The 19,612-nt window shown below is 44.2% G+C and carries 22 protein-coding genes; 8 read left to right on the forward strand and 14 right to left on the reverse strand.

Annotation, left to right across the window (positions count from 1 at the left end; all coding sequences use genetic code 11):
• Positions 1 to 60 precede the first annotated feature (60 nt).
• A complete protein-coding gene (gene serC / locus D1970_RS12070) occupies positions 61 to 1,140 on the forward strand; it encodes a 3-phosphoserine/phosphohydroxythreonine transaminase (protein ID WP_119113123.1) in 1,080 nt (359 codons plus the stop codon).
• Between the two features lie 135 nt (positions 1,141 to 1,275).
• Positions 1,276 to 1,794, forward strand: coding sequence for a tryptophan transporter (locus D1970_RS12075; protein WP_119113124.1), 519 nt, complete (start codon positions 1,276 to 1,278; stop codon positions 1,792 to 1,794).
• Between the two features lie 60 nt (positions 1,795 to 1,854).
• Here D1970_RS12075 and yhzF read toward each other — a convergent pair whose 3' ends face one another.
• Positions 1,855 to 2,046 carry a membrane protein YhzF gene (gene yhzF / locus D1970_RS12080; RefSeq protein WP_119113125.1) on the reverse strand — a complete coding sequence of 64 codons (192 nt, stop codon included), beginning with the start codon at positions 2,044 to 2,046 and terminating at the stop codon, positions 1,855 to 1,857.
• Between the two features lie 206 nt (positions 2,047 to 2,252).
• Here yhzF and D1970_RS12085 point away from each other — a divergent pair, with 206 nt between their 5' ends.
• Together D1970_RS12085 and D1970_RS12090 are read left to right on the forward strand one after the other, a co-directional pair.
• Positions 2,253 to 2,618 carry a YtxH domain-containing protein gene (locus D1970_RS12085; RefSeq protein WP_119113126.1) on the forward strand — a complete coding sequence of 122 codons (366 nt, stop codon included), beginning with the start codon at positions 2,253 to 2,255 and terminating at the stop codon, positions 2,616 to 2,618.
• A gap of 235 nt (positions 2,619 to 2,853) precedes the next feature.
• Positions 2,854 to 3,429 carry an HTH-type transcriptional regulator Hpr gene (locus tag D1970_RS12090; protein ID WP_119113127.1) on the forward strand — a complete coding sequence of 192 codons (576 nt, stop codon included), beginning with the start codon at positions 2,854 to 2,856 and terminating at the stop codon, positions 3,427 to 3,429.
• 22 nt (positions 3,430 to 3,451) lie between these two features.
• Here D1970_RS12090 and D1970_RS23415 read toward each other — a convergent pair whose 3' ends face one another.
• Positions 3,452 to 3,700: a DUF1878 family protein gene (locus D1970_RS23415; protein WP_119113128.1), complete on the reverse strand. Its 249-nt coding sequence runs from the start codon at positions 3,698 to 3,700 to the stop codon at positions 3,452 to 3,454.
• Between the two features lie 236 nt (positions 3,701 to 3,936).
• Here D1970_RS23415 and D1970_RS12100 point away from each other — a divergent pair, with 236 nt between their 5' ends.
• On the forward strand, positions 3,937 to 4,116 hold the full coding sequence (locus D1970_RS12100; RefSeq protein WP_119113214.1) for a hypothetical protein: 180 nt from the start codon (positions 3,937 to 3,939) through the stop codon (positions 4,114 to 4,116).
• A 60-nt stretch (positions 4,117 to 4,176) separates the two neighbouring features.
• Here the strand turns inward: D1970_RS12100 and D1970_RS12105 are convergent, their stop codons facing one another.
• Both D1970_RS12105 and D1970_RS12110 read right to left on the reverse strand, forming a co-directional pair.
• Positions 4,177 to 4,266 (reverse strand): YjcZ family sporulation protein, encoded by a 90-nt coding sequence (locus tag D1970_RS12105; protein WP_119113129.1) that lies wholly within the window; start codon positions 4,264 to 4,266, stop codon positions 4,177 to 4,179.
• Positions 4,267 to 4,303: 37 nt separating this feature from the next.
• A complete protein-coding gene (locus D1970_RS12110; RefSeq protein ID WP_119113130.1) occupies positions 4,304 to 4,387 on the reverse strand; it encodes a YjcZ family sporulation protein in 84 nt (27 codons plus the stop codon).
• 235 nt (positions 4,388 to 4,622) lie between these two features.
• On the opposite strand from D1970_RS12110, the gene D1970_RS12115 reads away from it, so the two are divergent.
• Positions 4,623 to 5,495 (forward strand): peptidylprolyl isomerase, encoded by an 873-nt coding sequence (locus tag D1970_RS12115; RefSeq protein WP_119113131.1) that lies wholly within the window; start codon positions 4,623 to 4,625, stop codon positions 5,493 to 5,495.
• A gap of 87 nt (positions 5,496 to 5,582) precedes the next feature.
• Here D1970_RS12115 and D1970_RS12120 read toward each other — a convergent pair whose 3' ends face one another.
• The 5 genes from D1970_RS12120 to D1970_RS12140 all read right to left on the reverse strand — a co-directional run bounded on the left by D1970_RS12120 (position 5,583) and on the right by D1970_RS12140 (position 12,482).
• Positions 5,583 to 5,768 carry a sporulation YhaL family protein gene (locus D1970_RS12120; RefSeq protein ID WP_119113132.1) on the reverse strand — a complete coding sequence of 62 codons (186 nt, stop codon included), beginning with the start codon at positions 5,766 to 5,768 and terminating at the stop codon, positions 5,583 to 5,585.
• A gap of 348 nt (positions 5,769 to 6,116) precedes the next feature.
• Entirely contained in the window at positions 6,117 to 7,061 is a 945-nt protein-coding gene (yhaM, locus tag D1970_RS12125; RefSeq protein ID WP_119113133.1) for a 3'-5' exoribonuclease YhaM, read from the reverse strand.
• A 36-nt stretch (positions 7,062 to 7,097) separates the two neighbouring features.
• Complete coding sequence (locus tag D1970_RS12130; RefSeq protein ID WP_119113134.1) at positions 7,098 to 10,133, reverse strand: AAA family ATPase; 3,036 nt, start codon at positions 10,131 to 10,133, stop codon at positions 7,098 to 7,100.
• 17 nt (positions 10,134 to 10,150) lie between these two features.
• Entirely contained in the window at positions 10,151 to 11,374 is a 1,224-nt protein-coding gene (locus D1970_RS12135) for a metallophosphoesterase family protein (RefSeq protein ID WP_119113135.1), read from the reverse strand.
• Between the two features lie 472 nt (positions 11,375 to 11,846).
• Positions 11,847 to 12,482 carry an FMN-dependent NADH-azoreductase gene (locus D1970_RS12140; protein ID WP_119113215.1) on the reverse strand — a complete coding sequence of 212 codons (636 nt, stop codon included), beginning with the start codon at positions 12,480 to 12,482 and terminating at the stop codon, positions 11,847 to 11,849.
• Positions 12,483 to 12,720: 238 nt separating this feature from the next.
• Between D1970_RS12140 and D1970_RS12145 the strand changes: the two genes are divergently transcribed.
• Positions 12,721 to 13,377: a hypothetical protein gene (locus D1970_RS12145; RefSeq protein ID WP_119113136.1), complete on the forward strand. Its 657-nt coding sequence runs from the start codon at positions 12,721 to 12,723 to the stop codon at positions 13,375 to 13,377.
• A gap of 78 nt (positions 13,378 to 13,455) precedes the next feature.
• Here the strand turns inward: D1970_RS12145 and D1970_RS12150 are convergent, their stop codons facing one another.
• Both D1970_RS12150 and D1970_RS12155 read right to left on the reverse strand, forming a co-directional pair.
• Positions 13,456 to 14,703: an ABC transporter permease gene (locus D1970_RS12150; protein WP_119113137.1), complete on the reverse strand. Its 1,248-nt coding sequence runs from the start codon at positions 14,701 to 14,703 to the stop codon at positions 13,456 to 13,458.
• Positions 14,696 to 15,595 (reverse strand): ABC transporter ATP-binding protein, encoded by a 900-nt coding sequence (locus tag D1970_RS12155; RefSeq protein WP_119113138.1) that lies wholly within the window; start codon positions 15,593 to 15,595, stop codon positions 14,696 to 14,698. Before D1970_RS12155 ends, D1970_RS12150 begins: the two co-directional genes overlap by 8 nt.
• A 150-nt stretch (positions 15,596 to 15,745) precedes the next feature.
• Between D1970_RS12155 and D1970_RS12160 the strand changes: the two genes are divergently transcribed.
• Positions 15,746 to 15,931 carry a YhzD family protein gene (locus D1970_RS12160; RefSeq protein WP_119113139.1) on the forward strand — a complete coding sequence of 62 codons (186 nt, stop codon included), beginning with the start codon at positions 15,746 to 15,748 and terminating at the stop codon, positions 15,929 to 15,931.
• A 61-nt stretch (positions 15,932 to 15,992) separates the two neighbouring features.
• Here the strand turns inward: D1970_RS12160 and D1970_RS12165 are convergent, their stop codons facing one another.
• From D1970_RS12165 to D1970_RS12175, 3 genes are all read right to left on the reverse strand, one after another.
• The gene (locus D1970_RS12165; RefSeq protein WP_119113140.1) at positions 15,993 to 16,784 is read right to left on the reverse strand and encodes an enoyl-CoA hydratase; all 792 of its coding nucleotides are present in this window, start codon (positions 16,782 to 16,784) and stop codon (positions 15,993 to 15,995) included.
• A gap of 222 nt (positions 16,785 to 17,006) precedes the next feature.
• Positions 17,007 to 18,518 carry a coproporphyrinogen III oxidase gene (locus tag D1970_RS12170; RefSeq protein WP_119113141.1) on the reverse strand — a complete coding sequence of 504 codons (1,512 nt, stop codon included), beginning with the start codon at positions 18,516 to 18,518 and terminating at the stop codon, positions 17,007 to 17,009.
• Positions 18,519 to 18,657: 139 nt separating this feature from the next.
• Positions 18,658 to 19,530 (reverse strand): Cof-type HAD-IIB family hydrolase, encoded by an 873-nt coding sequence (locus D1970_RS12175; protein ID WP_119113142.1) that lies wholly within the window; start codon positions 19,528 to 19,530, stop codon positions 18,658 to 18,660.
• Positions 19,531 to 19,612 lie beyond the last annotated feature (82 nt).

Genomic DNA, 19,612 nt, shown 5'->3' on the forward strand with positions numbered 1-19,612 from the left:
TATTAATATTTTATCCAATTACTGCATTACAGCGATATGGGGAACCAGGGGGATTGAAGAATGAAACGAGCATTGAATTTTAACGCGGGGCCTGCTGCCCTGCCTGAGGCTGTCTTGAAAAGAGCTGAAAAAGAATGGCTGGAATACGGTGATACCGGAATGGCCGTCATGGAAATGAGCCACCGCAGCAAAGAATACGAATATATCAATAATACGGCACAACAGATGTTCAGGAAATTACTGAGCATTCCCGAGGATTATGAAGTACTGTTCCTTCAAGGAGGGGCGAGCCTCCAATTCACAATGGTCCCGATGAACCTGATGGAAGAAGGAAAGACCGCATATTATGTCCTGACAGGTTCCTGGTCGGAGAAGGCCCTTAAGGAAGCCAAAAAGCTTGGCAAAGCTGAAATTGCAGCTTCCGGAAAAGAAAACCAATACAAAACGATTCCCAGCTTGTCCAACATCAAGCCGCTTACAGAAGGTTCATATCTGCACATCACCACCAACAACACCATTTATGGAACGCAGTGGCATGATATTCCTGCCGGATTGGATTTGCCGCTTGTCGCCGATATGTCGAGTGATATCATGAGCAGGCCGCTTGAAATAAGCAATTACGGCCTTATTTATGCAGGTGCCCAAAAAAATCTGGGTCCATCCGGGGTTACTGTCGTCGTCATCAAGAAAGATTTGCTTGCACGGTCGAAAGATTCACTTCCGACCATGCTTGACTACCGGACACAAGCAGGCAGTGCATCGCTTTACAATACCCCGCCAACACTTGCGGTTTACTTATTGAAACTCGTTCTCGAATGGGCAGAGTCACTGGGCGGAGTCAAATCGTTGGAAAAAATAAATCAAGAAAAAGCAGGCATTCTATATAGCGCCATCGATGAGAGCGACGGCTTTTACCACGGTCACGCAGATCATGGCAGCAGATCCATGATGAATGTCACCTTTACACTTGATACAGAGGAAACAACCAAGGTATTCCTCGAAGAAGCGAAAGCCCGGGGATTCACCGGACTTGCCGGCCACCGCTCGGTCGGAGGCTGCCGCGCCTCGATTTATAACGCCGTGCCGCTTGAGCATGTGGAACAGCTGGCACAGTTCATGAAAGAATTCAGCAAGCGATAATCAACAGAAAAATAACAATTCACCACTTTTGATAATATGCTATACTGATAGCAAGCTTTTCGCTGCAGGCACAGAAGCACTGCAGGAGAAGTGAAAGAGCGAGATGAGATGAGATGAGACGAGGAGAGATGAGAATTGAATACGAAAAATTTAGTTGTGCTGTCGCTGCTTATTGGGATGGGTGCTGTACTGCACACCATTGTCCCCGGATTGATCCTGGGAATGAAGCCGGACATGATGCTGACCATGATGTTCCTGGGAATTGTTATTTTCCCCGAAAAGAAGAGTGTATTTCTGGCTGCTGCAGTAACTGGTGTACTATCAGGGCTGACATCTACTTTTCCAGGCGGGCTGTTACCAAACATCATTGATAAACTAGTGACTGCATATGTTTTTTACAGTCTGATGCTCATCTTTAAAAAGCACCGTGGTTCCGCCGCATATACTGCTGCATTGACTGCAGTTGGAACAATCGTGTCGGGAACCGTATTTTTAGCAGCCGCTTACTATATCGTTGGGCTTCCGGGCGCATTTGCCGGCCTCTTTGCCGGAGCGGTCCTGCCTGCCGCCTTGTTCAATACCATTTTCATGATCTTTCTTTTCCCTATTGCTTCGGGTGTTTTAAAAAAGACGAAGCTGGTGGAACTCAAATAAACAAACATATACAAATAACCCGCAGACAATGCGGGTTATTTTTTTTCGCTCCCATTCTTTTTAATTCAGCAAGGACAGTAATGCGCCTAGGAACAAAAAAATGGCGCCTCCCATCCCAAGGGAACCGGCCCTCTTCTTAAGGAGCCGTTTTGGCGGGTAAATACCCGGCTTTCCTGCAGCAAGCACTTGGTGAAGCATACCTGCAAAGCAACCGATGCTGATTAAAAAAATGAAGGCTGTAAAATTCCCCATCCCTGCCCCCCTTCTCTCCTGGCCACAGCAGGAAGACAATAGTTACCGGAGCTTTTCACAGGCTAATCTTACTCATCCGGTTTATTTCATGTATATTAGGAAAATAAATAAGGTATACGAACAATAGGCTTTTCGGGAGTAGAAAAAAAAAGGTTTTATTCACATTATGGAGAAAATAATGATAAAAGGATTTAGAGGTGATAATAATGAAGGCAAAATCCCTTGTACTAGGCATAATTGCAGGCGGGACCGCAGCCGCAGTTGCTACGCTGCTTACGGCACCAGCATCAGGCAAAGAAACCCGCCAAAAACTAAGTGCAAATAAAGATGAAGTAATGAAGCAGCTTTCCGATGTAAAGGACAGCCTGCTGGAAATGAAACAAAGCATTTCAACCCTTTCAAAAGAGGGCAAAACCAGTCTGGAGACATTCCTGCATGATGTCAAGCTTTCCGTCTATGAATGGAAATTGAATACTGATAGCAATAAGGCCGAGCTGCAAAAAGACATCAAAGAAATTGAGCAAACCATTCAAGACCTCGAATCTGAACTCGCTCCTCCGGCAAAACAGTAACGAAGGATTCTCCTCCTTTATTCCGGGTGCCGGCAGAAAGGAGGAGTTTTCTATTCTATGGCGAACAAATATTATTGAAAGGATTGTAGACAAAACAACATATAAAATTTGCCTCCCGGACCACCATATTAAAAATAAATAAGTTGATTTCTAAAAATTTTGTAAATTTAGCTTTATTATTTTTTGTTTTATTGGCATAATGTTAATAGAAACAATAAAGTAGGTGACAATGGGGATGACAAACAAAAACTATTCAATGAAAGAAGCAATGCTTTTCAGCCAAAGAATCGCGCAGCTAAGCAAAGCACTTTGGAAGTCGATTGAAAAGGATTGGCAGCAATGGATAAAGCCGTTTGATCTTAATATCAATGAGCACCACATTCTTTGGATTGCCTATCACCTTAACGGGGCCTCGATTTCTGATGTTGCCAAATTCGGTGTTATGCATGTTTCAACTGCATTTAATTTTTCGAAAAAGCTTGAAGAGCGAGGATATTTGAAGTTCTCCAAGAAAGAAAGCGACAAACGGAATACGTACGTGCAACTGACACCTCAGGGAGAAAAAATACTCCTCGGGCTGATGGAAAGCTACGAACCGGATAAAAACGCTGTGTTTTCCGGTGCCCTGCCGCTTAAGGATCTTTATGGGAAATTCCCGGATATCATTGAAATGATGGCGATCGTCCGGAATATTTACGGTGATGATTTCATGGAAATCTTTGAAAAATCGTTCAGCAATATAGATAGTAAATTTACCGAAGAGGAAGGAAAGCTGCGTAAAAAAGCAGAAGTAGAATCTGAAGTCGTGTGACTTTACAGCAAATTTTCTTAATTTAGCCATCAGCGGTACATAAAGCCCCTGCCTGCTGAGTGCCCCAATCACTTCCCTGGCATCTTAGTCCCGGCATAAAGGCCAAATAGAATTCCTCATAAAGCGGATGAAAATTTTTAAAACCCTCCGCTTTCTGTTTTTGCACCTTCTTGCTCAAAAACTCACAAACTTCCAATATTATGGATACCTCAGCCTGTGAATATTTATCCACAAGCATTTTGTATAACCGATGGCTTGTCCCTGAAATCATAGAAACAGCAGTTTGTGATGAACTCCAGCATTCTGATGCTTTCAGCAGGATAAACCTATATTGATAATCCACTTTCGGATACTTTTCAATCCGTTAGTCTTTTTTAAGTTCACTCCCTCTATTTAAAAAGGTGCAATGAACCTTCGCAGGAATAAAAAACTATCTTTTTGGAAATTTTTTTGATAATCTAGTAAACATAAAATGTTGGAATAGGGAGGGATTCCTGGATGATCTCCATTTTTGGCGTGTTCATTATTTTTGCTGTATTCATCCTATATAACATCAACAGGCTGACAGATTCCCTCTGTGTGCAAAAAGAAATACCAGAAGAACGACAGTCCAAGGTGTTTAGGACAATCAATATCCTTGTCACGATTTTACTGGTATCTTCCTATATGGAGGTCCTGTTTGCATAGCTGCAAAACGCAAGCGGTGAGATAGCCTCACCGCTTTTTGCTTCCCTTAAGGCGGGGTTCCTAACACCAAGATGTTCCAATGATAATAAGCAAAATGAAGAGGACAACGAGTAACGCAAACCCTCCTCCGAAATGACCAATTCCAGACATAAAAACCCTCCTTTCTATTTAAAAGCGTCTGTTTAACCTACAGGCACGCTGCACCTACAATTACCAACAAAATGAACAATACGACGATCAGAGCAAAGGCTGCAGCAAAACCTGCTCCCATGCTGATACCTCCTTCCCAGGTTGATAACATATCCTATTCAACTACGCTTCACCGAGCATAGGCTATTCACCTAAAAAAGCTTTTTTTCCTGCCCATCCTATACGATTGGACATTTGCACGGTCCTTCACAGGAAAGAAATGAACGAAAATTTTTTGTACTCCCCCGTTTTTGTGTTATAGTAAAAAATGTGGAATTGGAATAATCACTAGAAATTTCTGTTAGGAGTTGTTCAGCATGAAGAAATGGATACTTCCCCTGGGAATTGCAGCCGGGGTTTTGACTTTGAGTGCATGTAATGGCGGACAATCTTCAGATGTGGTCGTTAAATCCGATGCCGGAGACATCACAAAGGATGAATTGTACGAGTCAATGAAGGACAAGTATGGCGAGCAGGCTCTGCAAGAGCTTGTATATCAAAAGGTCCTTTCAAAGAAATACAAGGTTACTGACAAAGAACTCGATAAAAAAGTTGAAGAGCTGAAAGCAGAACTTGGCTCAAACTATGAGCTCGTCCTCCAGCAAAACCAAATCAAAAATGACAAAGAGCTGAAAAAAGTCCTGAAAGACCAAGTCTTGATGGAAAAAGCCGCATTGAAGGATGTAAAAGTATCCGAAGCGGAAGTAAAGAAAAGCTATGATGAATATAAGCCTGAAATCAAGGCAAGCCACATACTTGTAGAAGATGAAAAGACAGCGAAAGACATGAAAGCGAAGCTTGACTCTGGTTCCAAGTTCGAAGACCTTGCCAAGGAAAACTCCAAGGATCCTGGCTCCGCACAAAATGGCGGCGACCTCGGATACTTCGGCAGCGGCAAAATGGTGCCTGAATTCGAAAAAGCTGCCTATGGCCTTAAAGTTGGCGAAATCAGCAAACCTGTGAAAACCGAAATGGGCTGGCATATCATTAAAGTGACGGATAAGAAAGAGAAGAAACCGTACAATGAAATGAAAGACGATCTTGAGTACAAACTCAAAATGTCCAAAGTAGACCCAGCAAAAATGCAAAAGACACTCCAGGATGAAATCAAGGCTGCAGATGTGAAAATTAAGGACAAGGATCTCAAAGATGCCCTTAACCCGAAGAGCACAGCTCCTGCAGGACAATAATACACGCTGAATCTGGAATTATCGAAGTATAAAATCATATACTTCCTTAATCCAATATAAAAAAGGGTTCCCTGCTGGGAACCCTTTTTATGCTTCTATTGAGTGGTGATCCTTCCTCGACTTTTCATCCTCAAGGCGCTTCATGTAAACTTCCCCTTCACGTTCAATGCACTCTGTTTCAAGCATCCTTTCCTCTCTTCCCGTCTTCACGGCCATAAAAGCGCTGATCACCACGCCGGCAGCAACTGCCAACACCCAAATTGGAACTGTCATCCTCTTCCTCCTGACCTAATGGTTGTCCATTTTTTATAAACATATGCCGATTTCCAATATCTATGCCATTATTTATAATGTAGTGTTGTTCTAGAAGGACATTGCTTTCCATAATCAGGATAACATTGAGGTGACTAAATGAGTAAGAAACAAGTGGAATTTGCCATACGGCTTATTTTTTGCTGCTTCCGCTGTTAGTCATAATGCTCTTTCTCAGCCTGAAACATAAAAAAATTCCTAGCTGTATTTATTTCAGTTCTCTTATTAATTTCCGTATTGAACCTTCCACTTTAAAAAGAAAAAGAGAAAGCCGAAAAAACGGCCTTCTCTCTTTTTCTTTTAAGCTATTTATTTATGGAAGACAGGCTTGTAGAATGAACGATTGTCGAGGGCAAATACCCTTTCGGAGAATTCGCCAGGCTTTACTCTTGCAAGCGCACGGTCAAGCATGTTCATTTTTGCATCGAGGTTGTCGATATAATGAAGAATTTCTGCTTCCTTAATCATTGGCGGCTTAGGGCTTCCCCATTCAGCCTTTCCATGGTGCGAAAGAACAAGGTGCTGGAGGATGACAACCTCCTCACCTGAAATGTCCAATTCCTCTGCGGCCTTCCCAATCTCAGTGACCATAATTGTAATGTGGCCAAGCAGATTGCCTTCAACCGTGTAGGACGCAGCCACAGGGCCGGACAGTTCGATTACTTTTCCAAGGTCATGTAGAATGACTCCAGCATACAATAAGTCAGTATCAAGGCTCGGATACAGCCCTGAGATGGCTTTCGCCAAGTCGAGCATTGAAACGACATGATAAGCCAGTCCAGACACAAACTCATGATGGTTCTTTGTAGCTGCCGGAAACTCCAGGAATGCCTGATGGTGCTTTTTTAATAAGTGCCTCGTAAGTCTCTGGATATTCGGGTTTTTCATATCGAATATATACTGGGTAATCTTTGAAGACATTTCATCCTGCCCAATAGGGGCAGTTTCCAGGAAATCGGACAGTTGCACACCGTCGCTTGTGGAAGACGGCCTGATCTGCCTGATTTTCAGCTGTGTCCTTCCCCTGTAATTCTGGATATCCCCAAGCACTTTTACGATATTCTCGGCGCCATAGGTTATTTCGTCCCCTTCCGAAACGTCCCAAAGCTTAGCCTCAATATCCCCGCTTTGATCTTGCAGAATCAGTGTAAGAAATGGCTTCCCATTACTTGCAATCCCCTTTGACGAACTTTTTATCAATAAAAATACTTCAACCTGATCGCCTATCTCATAGTCTAAAATTCCTTTTGCCATATTGTTTAGCTCCGCTCCTTCCTATCAAGAAGTATATCATATTCCGGTAACGCCGACCCTTCCCCTTATACGCTCGCCTGACTGATCGTGCTTCCGCCCTCCAAGCCTGATTATCTCGCTGTCTTCAAACTCTTCGAGCAAGTGGCTGTGGCAAGTGAAGAACAATACCTGATTCTCGGGAAGCGTCTTGATAAGCTGAATCATCCTTTTCGCTCTAGTCCTGTCAAAATTGACGAAGCTGTCATCGATGATAATCGGGAATGGGTATCGCCCGTAAAGTGTGGAAGCCAACGCAAGCCTGAGTGACACATAAACCTGTTCCGCTGTTGCCTGGCTCAGTTCGTTTGCTTCAAACCTGGTATGTTCCTTGTTTTCAATCCAAAAGCCGCTCCCTAAGGCATTCGGTGTAATCCTCATATACTCCCCGCCAGTGAGGAAACGGAGATACTCTTCGGCATTTTCCAACATTCTAGGCATCCTTGATGATTTGTACCTTTCAACAGTTTTCAGAAGCAAATCCTTTGCAATGGAAAATTTAGACCATTCCTTTGCTTTTTCCTGGAATTCTGATTTCAGCTGGCGGTATTGGTGCAAAAGCTCGCTGTATAGTCCCCCTGCTTCAAGCATGCCGATTTTATGGCGGACCTCCGCCAGCCGGTCATGAAGCTTCTGATGCTCTGCCTTTAAGCAATTCGCAAGGCTTTCAACGTCCGCGATGGCCTCATCGGGATTAAGACCAGTGAGCACCTGGTCTTTTTCCTGTTCTGAGATGCCTGCAACCTCCAGCTGAAAAGTGATCTCCTGCAAGCGGCTGCTTTGTTCTGCCTGCAGTCCTGCCATTTTCCCGGCAAGCCTGAAGGATTCCTCTTCCTCAGTTCCCGCCTGCTGTAAAAGCTGGGCCTTTTCCTCTGATAGCATATCATGTTCTTTTTTTAGGCGTTCGTCTTCTTCCCGAAGCTCGGAAAGTTTCGTCATAGCTTCCTTGTATCCAGCCGCCCGCTCAATTTCACTTCGCAGCTTTTTCTTCAGCATGGAAGCTGTATCGTAGAGAGTGACCCCTTCACCTTTTAGGAAGGAGGATGACAGTTCCTTAAATGCATTCTCCAGCTCCTCCTGTGATGCACGGACAGCCTTCCATCTTTCCTTAAGCCTTTTATATTCCCTGAAAAGTTGTTTTTGCCGCTCAACAAGCAGGAAAGTATCATAAATCCGCCCGTTTTCCGGATATGTCTCCAATTGCAATTCCCTGGCGAGCCCATCCTGCAGCTTGTTGAGCTCCCGAATTTCACTTTCCCATTTTTCGAAGGCTTGGATGACCCGGTCAAAACGGTGATTTTGCTGATCTAGCCTTGCTTTCAAATCCTGAAGGCGGCTCCGCAGCTTTTCATCCTCCGCCACCTTTTCCCTTAACAGCAGAGAATCTTGTCTGGATGCTTCGTTTAAGAGTTTTTTCAGTTCCCTTTCCCGCTCATTTAGTTCCAGCTCTTTCCCTGTCTCACCCGCATCAAATACTGAGGCTGGCCTAAATAACATAAACAATACAAGCAAAAGGCCTCCCAGTCCTCCTACTGCGAGCAGCCATTGGCTGCTCACGGCTCCGGCAGCAAGCATGCAAAGGAAGAGAAAGCCGAGAACCAGGCTTTGAACACTCTCCCGTTTTCTCCCTTGCGCTGCTCTCTTCTTGTTCATCGCTTTTCTTGATCTGTCGCTGTCCGCCATCAAGGTGATTTGCCTTAGCTCTTCTTCCAGCCTATCCCTGCTTTCCAGCGCTTTCAGCTGTTTATAAAGCTCTTCCCTTTCTTCTTTCCCAAGCACTTCTTGCTCCAGTGAAGCCACTTCCGCTTCAAGTCCTTGGACAGCAACACTTTCTTCCTGAAAGCTCTCATCAAGAGTTACTTTTCTCTGGAGCAGATTTGCCCGGGAAAGCTGGATTTCTTCCGCTCTCTCTTTGACGAATAGGCTGGTATTTGCAAAACTGATTGTTTCCTCTGTAAAATTTTTATTAAAGTGATCGTTTGCCTGGTCGATTTCTGCGGCTATTTCTTCAAGCCTTGAATCGATTTCTCTTTGTTTAACCTTCTCTTGTTCGTATACCGTGAATGTTTCCAGCCTTGCCGTTATTTCGGCCTCCCGCTCAAGCATGCTCATGTCCGGCTTCGATGCTTCAGCCTCTGCCTCCAGCTTTTTCACCTTTTCAGCAAGCCACTCCCGCCTCGTGGCAAGGGGTCTTTCCAAATCCAGTATTCTCTCAAGCCTGTTTATGCCATTCTCGGGAAAAGTAATATTCCCTTCATCCATTAGGTTCCGGCGAATTCGGTCGCCTTCCAGTATGACAGCCTGCAGGCGTTTCATTTCATTTAGCCTCGCCAGTTTACTGCATGCTGCTTCTTGTTTTTCATGGATATCGGTAAGTCTTTTTTCCAGGCTGGACCTTTCCTCTGTAAGAAGGATGTATTCCTTACTCTCATTCTCTGCCTTTTTTAGGGATTCATGGAGCGTCTTCAGCTCTTTTAGCATTTCATTCAGCACAGGTTTTTTTCCTCCTGGCTTAAACCGTTGTTCCATTTCCTTTAAAAGATGATTTTCTACCTGCATCAGCTTGTCTGTCCCAAGCGCTCCTGCCGAAAACAGATAGCGGCCAAGATCTTCTCCCTTGATACTGTTCACGTTTTGCAATCCCTGGAACCCAAATGAAAAAATAGACTGATAGGTGCTTTTATCCATTCCTTCGAGCAGCTGTGACAGTAGCTCCTCTCCGCCTGCTGTTCCGTCTTCAAGTGTAACGGTGACATCGCCTGTCGCTTTCCCCTTCACCCTTTCAATCACAGCGAGGCGTTTACCGGGGAATTCAGCTTTCAGCATGCCGCCATACTTTGAATGCTTTTTCGGCTCGTATCGAAGATCGTTCTGCTGCTTTGTCGGGAAGCCAAACAGAATGCTGTGGATAAAGGACATAATCGTTGATTTCCCAGCTTCATTTTCCCCATAGAACACCTGGATGCCCTGCAGTCCTAAAAGCTTGATATTTTCCAGCTTTCCGTATCCGTATATATGTATCTCAATCAGCTTCAAATCTGTCCCTCGCTTTCTTAATCGCTTTCAAACAGCTCCACAAGCATTCTCTCTGCTTCTTCCAAAACCTCCCTGCGGGTTTCCTCCGACTGCTCTTCCGTATGCCTCCGGGCAATAGAATGGCTATATAAAGGAGCCAGTGAATCCTCATGACGGTCGTATTGATCAATCACCGAAAAAAGTTCACCGTAAAACTCACTGTGGGCTTTTAGCGCTTCCCTGTCGTAGCGGAAATCACGGCTGAAGGTAAGGCCGGCTATCCATACGAAAGACTCTTCTTCACTTTCGTCTTCTTGGAGGATCTCAAGCATTTCACCGCTATCGATAGCTTCAGTCAATTCTTTAACAGTGGGATCAACATGATCGATACGGAGCAAAAGGAGGGTGCCTTTTCCAGATTCGCGGACTTGCTCGATTTCAGATCTACACAGGCGGTAAAGGGTTCCAGCACTGTCAAGGGCCGAGCCGTCTACATGGCGTTCCTGCCACACAATGTCATTCGTTTCAATGAACCTGCACTCTGTTCCGCCCTCATACATTTTGACAAGATAACAGCCTTTTGGGCCGCTCTCTTTCCGGTTCCGCCCCTGTGGGTTGCCGGGATAAATAACCGGCGGATCCTCTGAAAGGACTCTTCTCTTATGAATATGGCCTAGTGCCCAGTAGTCGAATCTTTTTGAAACGAGCTCCGGCAATGTGAAAGGCGCATATCTTCCATGTTCCGTATCGCCTTCGGAGTGTCCGTGCAATATCCCAATGTGAAAATCTGCTCCGTCTTCTTTTTCGTACTGATTGATCCATCTTTCCTGGACATGCCTTTCAGGATAGCTGAAACCATAAAGATTTACAGAAGTTCCATCTTTCTTTGAAAAGTGTTCCACGCCAAGCTTGTCCGAAAAAATATGAACATTCGAAGGAAGTTCAATCCTTGGCCAATTTCCTCCTAAGTGGTCGTGATTGCCATGGATCACATATGCCGGGATTCCTTCTTCGCCAAGTCTCTCCATTTCTTTGCGGAATCCTGATTGCGCTTTTAAGCTGCGATCTTCGCCATCAAATATATCACCCGCCAGGATAACAAAGTCCACTTGGTGTTCAATCGCTTTGTCGACAATATTGGCGAGTGCCTTAAACGTGCTCTGCCGCAGCCTTTTAAAAATCGTTTCGGGCAGCGCCTTCAATCCCGTCATCGGGCTGTCGAGATGCAAATCCGCGCTATGTATAAAGCTGATTTCTTTCATGTTCCCTACCCTTTCGCGAGCTTTTTATCTATTGTACCATCCAGAAAATACGAATGCACGTTCTATATATTTTCGAGGAAGATAAGCGGGGTATGTGACGGTATAGGGATTTTTTTCGGAGATATTAGCAAAGGTGTTGGATCATCTTCTGTAATCATTTTGCTATACGAAACCTGAGACGATGCTGCAAATTTTGCGACCAGATCAGTACAAATGCTGTAATATCATCATTTCATGAGACTTGCTGCCGCGAAAATTATGATGATCTCAAGATATCGTTCAACTTACCGAAGATATCAACTACGCTCCCACACTTATCGACCAACCACGGCCAAGTATCGACCAGCGCAAACTAAATATCGCCCAAAGGCCATTTTAATAAAATTTCACAGAATCACTGATATCTCCAAAGCCGAAAAAAAATCGCCCCTCTCCCAGCTACAAAGCCGGAGATAGGCGATCTCTTTCAAAATTAAAATTTACGTGCAAGTTCCATAGCGCGTTTGATTCCGTCTTCCTTGATTTCGGCAGCTTTTTCAGGAAGTGCAGCATGACCTTCGATAAAGAGTCCTTCGAATGAAGGTACGCCGAAGAAATTCATCAAGACATCAAGGTAACGATGCCCCAATTCCATTCCTGCAGCCGGTCCTTCGGAATAGAAGCCTCCACGAGCCTGGATGTGCAGTGCTTTCTTGTCTGTCAGCAGTCCTACTGGGCCCTGTTCTGTATATTTGAAGCTCTTTCCGGCAACAGCGACAGAATCCAAGTATGCTTTCATTACTGGCGGGAACGAAAAGTTCCACATTGGTGTGACAAACACATATTTGTCTGCTTCAACAAACTGGTCACTCAACGCCCCAAGACGCGCCACTTTTTCCTGTTCAGCACCTGTCAGTTCCCCAAAGCTTGTTCCTGAAGCCAATTGGCCCCAGCCCCCTAACACGTCTCCATCGATGGCCGGAATGTTTTCCTTGAACAAATCGATCGTGATAATTTCATCCCCTGGGTTAAGCTCCTTGTAAGTCTTAATGAATGCATTTCCTGCAGCCATGCCGAAGGATTGCTCCTCCCCCATTGGATTTGCTGTGATATAAAGAACTTTTGTCATTTTTCTCAACCTTTCCCTCTTCTGTGTTGTTGGTAAAATATATTTTGAATTGAAATATATTTAATTCGAGATAATTTTATGATGTTTTAGTAAGGATGTCAATCTTTTCGTTTCGTAAAATCATTTATTAGTTAAAATTTATTGTAAAACAGTATCAAAAATATTCTGATCTTTTGATACAATTGGTAATGATTAGAAATGCCGTGAATCGATATATCCCAGGTTAGGAGGAAATGCTATGGATTTTATTTTAGAACATAAATGGATTTTTTTGATTGTCGCCGAGGCGGTCTTCTGGATTTCCGTTCTTACTTTTTTAACCTTGCGCTATTGGTTTCGTCTAAAAAAACTCAGTCTGGTGTTTTTTCTGCTTTTTATCGTCAATGACATGTGGATTGCGGCGATGGGATTTATGGATTATTTGAACACGGGTGAATTCACGAGATATCAAGTGATTATCTTAATTTTTCTTGTCTATGCCCTGACCTATGGAAAAACGGACTTTAAACGGCTGGATGTGTTTATTCAGAGGAAAGTTGCTAAGTGGAAAGGAGAACCCGTCCCTGAATTAACTGGGCCTGCTACTCTCTACGGCAAGGCGCATGCCCGAAGAGAAAGAAAAAGTTTTTCCATTCACTTTTTAATTTTCATCCTCGTTCATATCATTCTCTTTCTTTTAATTGGACCTTCGGATTTCGCCAGTCAAATTGAGAGTTCAGAACAATTATTAAATGCATGGTTTTCTGAAAAAGAAGCTGTGTTCCCCTTTGAACATTCCGATGCAAATAACTTTAGCCGGATATGGACCATCATACTCGTGATCGATGCAGTGGTGTCTCTGTCTTATACCTTCTTCCCTAAAAGTGAAAAGAAATCTGCTTCAACTGATTCCTGATTTTTGTAAAAATACTATTCATCTCGTTAAGTTAAAACAGCAGCCCAAAAGTTCCCGGGCTGCTGTTTTCTTTTGCCTTTATTGTTTGGTCATCTGCAGGGCCTTTTTAATATCCTTGTAGGAATTGGATTTTCCATACATCAGGACTCCTCCGCGATAGACGCGTGCCCCAAAAATGGCAAGTGCAATAATCGTGGCCAGCATGATTCCGATCGACAGCGCCGCCTCCCAAAGGGGAAGATTGAGCATGCCCACCCTGAGGAACATCAGCATTGGTGCGAAAAATGGAATAAAGGAAGTCACTTTGATAAACGTTGATTCAGGCTGGCCAAGCCCAAACATCGCCATCATGAACCCTGCCACAATCAGGAGTGTCATCGGCGTAATCATCTGCTGGACATCTTCAATCCTGCTTACAAGTGATCCAAGGAATGCAGCAAGCGTTGCGTAAAGGAAATAGCCTAGGATAAAGAAAATGACCGCATAGACAATGGTACCGACTGGTATGTTTCCAAATCCGAAAGACTCGAAAAATCCGCCTTCCATTGTTTTAAGATTCTGTTTAATGGAGAAATAACCTGCCAGCAAAATGACCGCCAGCTGGGTAAGCGACAGAAGCCCGATTCCAAGAATTTTTGCAAACATCTGCTTGATTGGCGAGACGCTCGAAATCAGGATTTCCATCACTCTTGATGACTTCTCGGTTGCTACTTCCATTGCAATCATATTGGCATACATGATGACCGCAAAATAAATGACAAACAGGAGCACATACACAAGACCCCTGGCCTGGTTTAACTCTTCCTCTGTTTTTGCATCCTTTTCCAGCGCTTTCTTATCAAGCTTGACAGGCTCATACAATTTGCCAAGCTGCTCCTGCGTAAGCTTCAGCTGCTGCGATGCCATCATGGTCTTCATCTGCTGGAGGCTTGCTTCGATGTCGCCAGGGACGCTTGTATTGGCAATGCTCATTGCCCTGTAAGAGGCCGCTGGAAGGTTTTCGCTGGTAAGATTGAGTTCTAGTACACCATCAAATTTACCGTCCTTCACTTTTTTATCTGCCTCTTCATTGTTGCCTGTATAGCGGACAACCTTCACATCTGTATTGACTGTTGCGATTTGCTTTTTAAACGGCTCAAAGAGCTGCCCCGTTTCATCGATCACTGCAATTCTTTCCGTATTATCCTTGTCAAAGCTCTCTATCAGCTTCGGAAGATACGCAAGTCCAACCATCAGTGCAGCCGTGATGATTGTCGTAATGATGAACTGTTTTGTCTTAAGTTTGCTCAGGTACGTGTGGAAGAGTATGATAAAAAAGTTATTCATAGGAAGCACCTGCCTTTTCTATAAAAATATCATTTAAAGAAGGCTCCTCCAGATCAAACTTGCGGATAAACCCTTTTCCGAAAATCTCTTTCAGCACTTCCTCGGCAACACTTTCTCCGGTAATCTGTAGCTGGATTCCTTCCGGTGTCTTCTTCGCACTCGTCACTCCGTTAAGCTCTTTCAGCCAAGAGAGATCGAAGTCTGCATGAATGACGAGATTTTTTTTCCCGAAAGACCTTTTGATATCCTTCAGAGATCCGTGGACGATTGGGCTGCCTTTTTGCATAATGCATAGATGCTCGCACATTTCCTCAACATGCTCCATCCTGTGGCTTGAAAAGACAATCGTATTTCCAGCTTCCTTCAGTTCAAGAACTGCTTCCTTCAGCTGTTCGACATTGACGGGGTCGAGGCCGCTGAATGGCTCATCAAGAATGATCAGTTTTGGTTTATGTATGACTGCAGCGACAAACTGAATTTTTTGCTGATTCCCTTTCGACAGTTCCTCTACTTTCTTATCCGCATATTCAGGAACTTTGAACCGTTCTAGCCAATACTCCAATTCTTTTAGCACTGCCTTCTTTTGCATTCCGCGGAGCCGTGCAAGATAGACGATTTGGTCACGGACCTTTAGCTTTGGATATAGCCCTCTTTCTTCAGGTAAATAACCAATCAGCGGGCTCGTAGAATAATTGATTGGCTTCCCGTTCCAAGTGATATTTCCTGCGGTTGGATCCATCAAGCCAAGGATCATCCGGAATGTTGTTGTTTTTCCAGCGCCGTTTGCCCCAAGAAAGCCAAACATTTCTTTTTCGGGAATTTCCAGAGACAAGTTGTCGACTGCGGCGAAATCACCGAATTTCTTTGTGACATGCTCAAGCTTTAACACCATAACCGTTCCTCCTCCCTTTCACTTATCTTTAATACGATTATCTCCTTTACAGGTTTCTTTTTCCAGCAGTTTTTTTCTTTTGCACTCTTCCGACAATTATGCAAGAATAATAGTAAATCGTAAGAATATTATTACAAAGGGGAATATCTTATGGAAACTTATAAGCTGACTGCATTCAAGCAGGATGGGGAAAAGATTGCTGATGAATCTTTCCAGGCAGGAAATGATGAAGAAGCGAAAGAAATCGGCAAAAGGCTGGTGGAAGAAAAAAATCTCGCTGATAAGACGCATCGCTGTACATCACCAAGGGGTAAACTGATTCTGTTTCGCCCTTAGTACTTCCTGCTAAGATAGAAATAATAAAAAGCAAAGAGACCGGGATCTCTTTGCTTTTTGTTTACTTCCCTGTGAAAACAGGTTTTCTTTTTTCGATAAAAGCCTTGATGCCTTCCTGATGGTCAGCAGTCTGTCTCATTTTATACTGCCCGAACTTTTCAAGTTCAAGAATTTTCAACAAACATGGGCGGTTTTTATCCGCGAGAATTTTCTTTGTCTTGATCATTGCCTGAAGCGGCTTGTTTAGCCACTCTTCCACTCTTCTTCCTACAGCTTCATTGAAGTCTCCATCGACAATTTCGTCCACAAGTCCGCGTTCCTGCGCTTCACTTGCCGACATCGTCCTGCCTTCCCATATCAAATGCTTTGCTTTCGTTTCTCCGAGACGCGATTCCAGGAAGAAATGCGCTCCGCCATCCGGAATCAGGCCAATTCCAATGAAATTCATGGCTAGCTTGCTGTCAGGAGCGGCAATAATATAATCCATAGCAAGCGCCAGACTTAAACCAAGCCCCGCCGCCGCGCCAGTCACTGCACTGATTGTAATTTTGGGCATGCTGTAGAGTGTGACGACCAGCTCACTGATGCAATCCATAACGGAAAAGAAGTCGGCCTCCTCCAATCCTGACAGCATAGTTTTGATGTCCCCGCCAGAAGAAAATGCCCTTCCAGCACCTTTAAGCACAACAATGTCAACATCATCATTGCTGCACAGCTCCTTCAGGTTCCATGAAAGCCCCCTGATCATCTCAAGATCAAGAGAGTTCAGCGATTCCGGCCTGTTCAATACAACTGTCGCGGTCCTTCCATCTATACCTACCTTTACCGTCTCCGTCTGAAAGTCAATCGTCAATCCTATCCCCTCCTAAATAAGTGTTCCTATTTCCATTATAAAGGGACTAAAGCGCTTACGTCATCTTTTTTCAGACTTTTTTAAAAAATAGAATATCTTAAGAAAATCCCCCTCAAAAGGCACCAGGAACGCAGCAATGAAAAAAAGACTGCCCTTTACCAAGCTGTACAAGCTTAGCAGTGGTAATCTTTAATTTATTGGGTAAAAGCTCACATCACATCCCTACAGTTGGGAGCTCTCTTTGTTGAATAGTTCTTTCAGAATATCGATTTTTCTCCTCGTATACTCCTCGTAGCTATCATTGTAAGACTTAGGATCTTTCGGATTGGCGAAATGCGTAATATGTCCTGAATCCGGGTGGATAAATTTACTAGATGCCCCGCAGCCGAGTCCGATGATCGTCTGCTGCTCCTCCATGATCAGGATATTATAAAGACTTTCCTGGCCTGGAATTGCATAGCCAACATTCTCCAGGTTTCCAAGGATATTTTTCTGTCTGTACAAGTAATACGGAACATAACTGTGCTGTTTCGTCCACTTTTCGGCGAGATCCATCATTTCCTCAATTTCTTCCCGGCCTGCCACCTTGTATTTATCCTTGTTCTTCGTCATTTCAGAAGCCCGCTTGAATGAAAGCGTGTGAACAGTCAGAGACTCTGGCATAAGCTTTTCCGTCTCCGCAAGCGTATGGGAAAATTCTTGCTTTCCTTCCCCTGGAAGGCCGATGATCAAGTCCATATTGATATTGTTCATTCCTGCTTCCCGGGAAAGATGGAACTTATCAATCGTTTCTTGTACGGTATGGTGCCGGCCGATTGCTTTCAGCGTTTCCTGGATATACGACTGCGGATTGATAGAGATGCGGTCAATATTCCATTTATTAAGGACATCCAGCTTATCAGGTGTAATTGTATCTGGCCGCCCTGCTTCTACAGTGATTTCCCTGATGTTCTTTACATCGGGGAAGGAGCTGTACATTTCCTCATACAGCATGTCCATTTCCTCCGCAGTAATGGAAGTTGGCGTCCCGCCACCATAATAAACAGTGGTAATATTAACCCCATTCTCTTTTAGCCATCCGCCAATTTCCTTCAGCTCATAGTGCAGCCCTCCAAGGAAACTATTGACGGAGCCCTGACGGCCGTTGATCGCATAAGCAGGAAACGTACAATAGGCACACTTTGTTGGGCAAAAAGGAATCCCTATATAGATGCTGACCTCGTTTCGCAAGTCGTACAGGTCCGGCATGGCAAGCAGCTGGCGGTCGACAATTTCCTGCATGAGTTTGATCTTTTCAGGAGTAATTAAGTATTCCTCAGCAAGCTTTCTATGGGCGGCTTCCTTTGAAGCCCCTTCACGCAGGCTTTTATGAAGCAGTTTTGTCGGGCGGACGCCAGTGAGTATTCCCCACTTCTGGACAATGTCGGTCCACTCCTGCATCACCGTCAAATATGCGTGCGACACTGCATTCTTGACCTCTCTGAAGTTTTCTTTTGCGTTCAGACCTTGTGTAATGTCTTTTTGGCAGGAGGATTCTAATGTTTTTCCATCCGCTTCCAAAACCGCATTTACCAAAACATGTTCGGCTGCCTCCACTTTTATCCGGACTGCAGCATCTGGAATTCCGTTCTTATTTCCGAAAGAAACGGTCGGCTCCTCGAAAAACAAATTTGAAATCAGCTGGAGCGGACGTTCAAACCTTTCATCATCTAAACCTTCTATATAAATATACAATCGTATCACCTTTTCATTTCATACTGCCTTTTAGTTTACAGAATGTCATTTCCAAGGTCAACATTATGGAAACGTTTGTGAGCCGGGATGACAGCAGCAAAAACCCCCTGCCAAAAAACGAATAGGCGGGGGGCAATTTTTATTTTTTTATAATGTTCATTTTTTGCAGAAAAGAGATAGGATGCTGCTTGCGGAAATGCTCTTTTATCATATAAGCCACACCGTGCTGGTTATTGGATCTTGTTACCCAATCGGCTGCTTTTTTCACTTCAGCGGGTGCGTTCCCCATTGCAACGCCCAGCCCGCATGCCTTGATCATTTCGATATCATCCATGGCGTCTCCGATTGACACCATTTCCTTGAGCGGAACATCCAGATGCTCACCAAGCGTAATCAGGCCATCAAGCTTTGATACGCCTTCCGGCAAGATATCAAGCCTCAGCTCATTCAGTTTCGGCAGCGATATTTCCGAAAACATTGATCCGAGCGCCTGCGTTGCATCCTCAAGATCGTCTTCATATTCAAAGTAGACCTCAATCTTTGGGGCAGCAACCGGATCGTTGGCAATGGTTTCACTGACGGAATCGACAAACTGCTGTGAGTAAAACAACGGATCCCCTGTCGTAAATACAGTCCGTGCGAGCAAATTGTGGTTCAGTTTATATTTATTCGCAAGCGAAAACTGATCGTGGACAATCCTTATTTGGCAAGGAAAACCCTCGAGAAACCTAACAACCTCGTATGTGATATCTTCAGTCATTCTTTTTGCGGTAAGCGGTTTGCTGGAATGTTCCCCGCAAATCGTTGCACCCTGGTGAGTAACAAGCAGCGAATCTATTTTAAGCGCCCTCGCAACTTTTTTTGCTGAAGGAAAGCTTCGTGCTGTTACAAGGGTTACATAAATGCCTTTTTGCTGGACGTATGCAATCGCCTCGCGTGTGGATCTATGGAGCCTTCCATTCGGCTGGAGAACGGTTCCGTCCACATTTAAGGCAAGAAGACGATAAATCATGATACAGCCCCCTTTTCTTTGGTGTTTCTTCCCTATATAACTTGTATGACCGTTCGATAAAGATTAGAACCAGGCCTACTGC

The sequence above is a fragment of the Mesobacillus zeae genome (assembly GCF_003570705.1).
In the GTDB taxonomy this organism is placed as follows: Bacteria; Bacillota; Bacilli; order Bacillales; family Cytobacillaceae; genus Mesobacillus_C; species Mesobacillus_C zeae.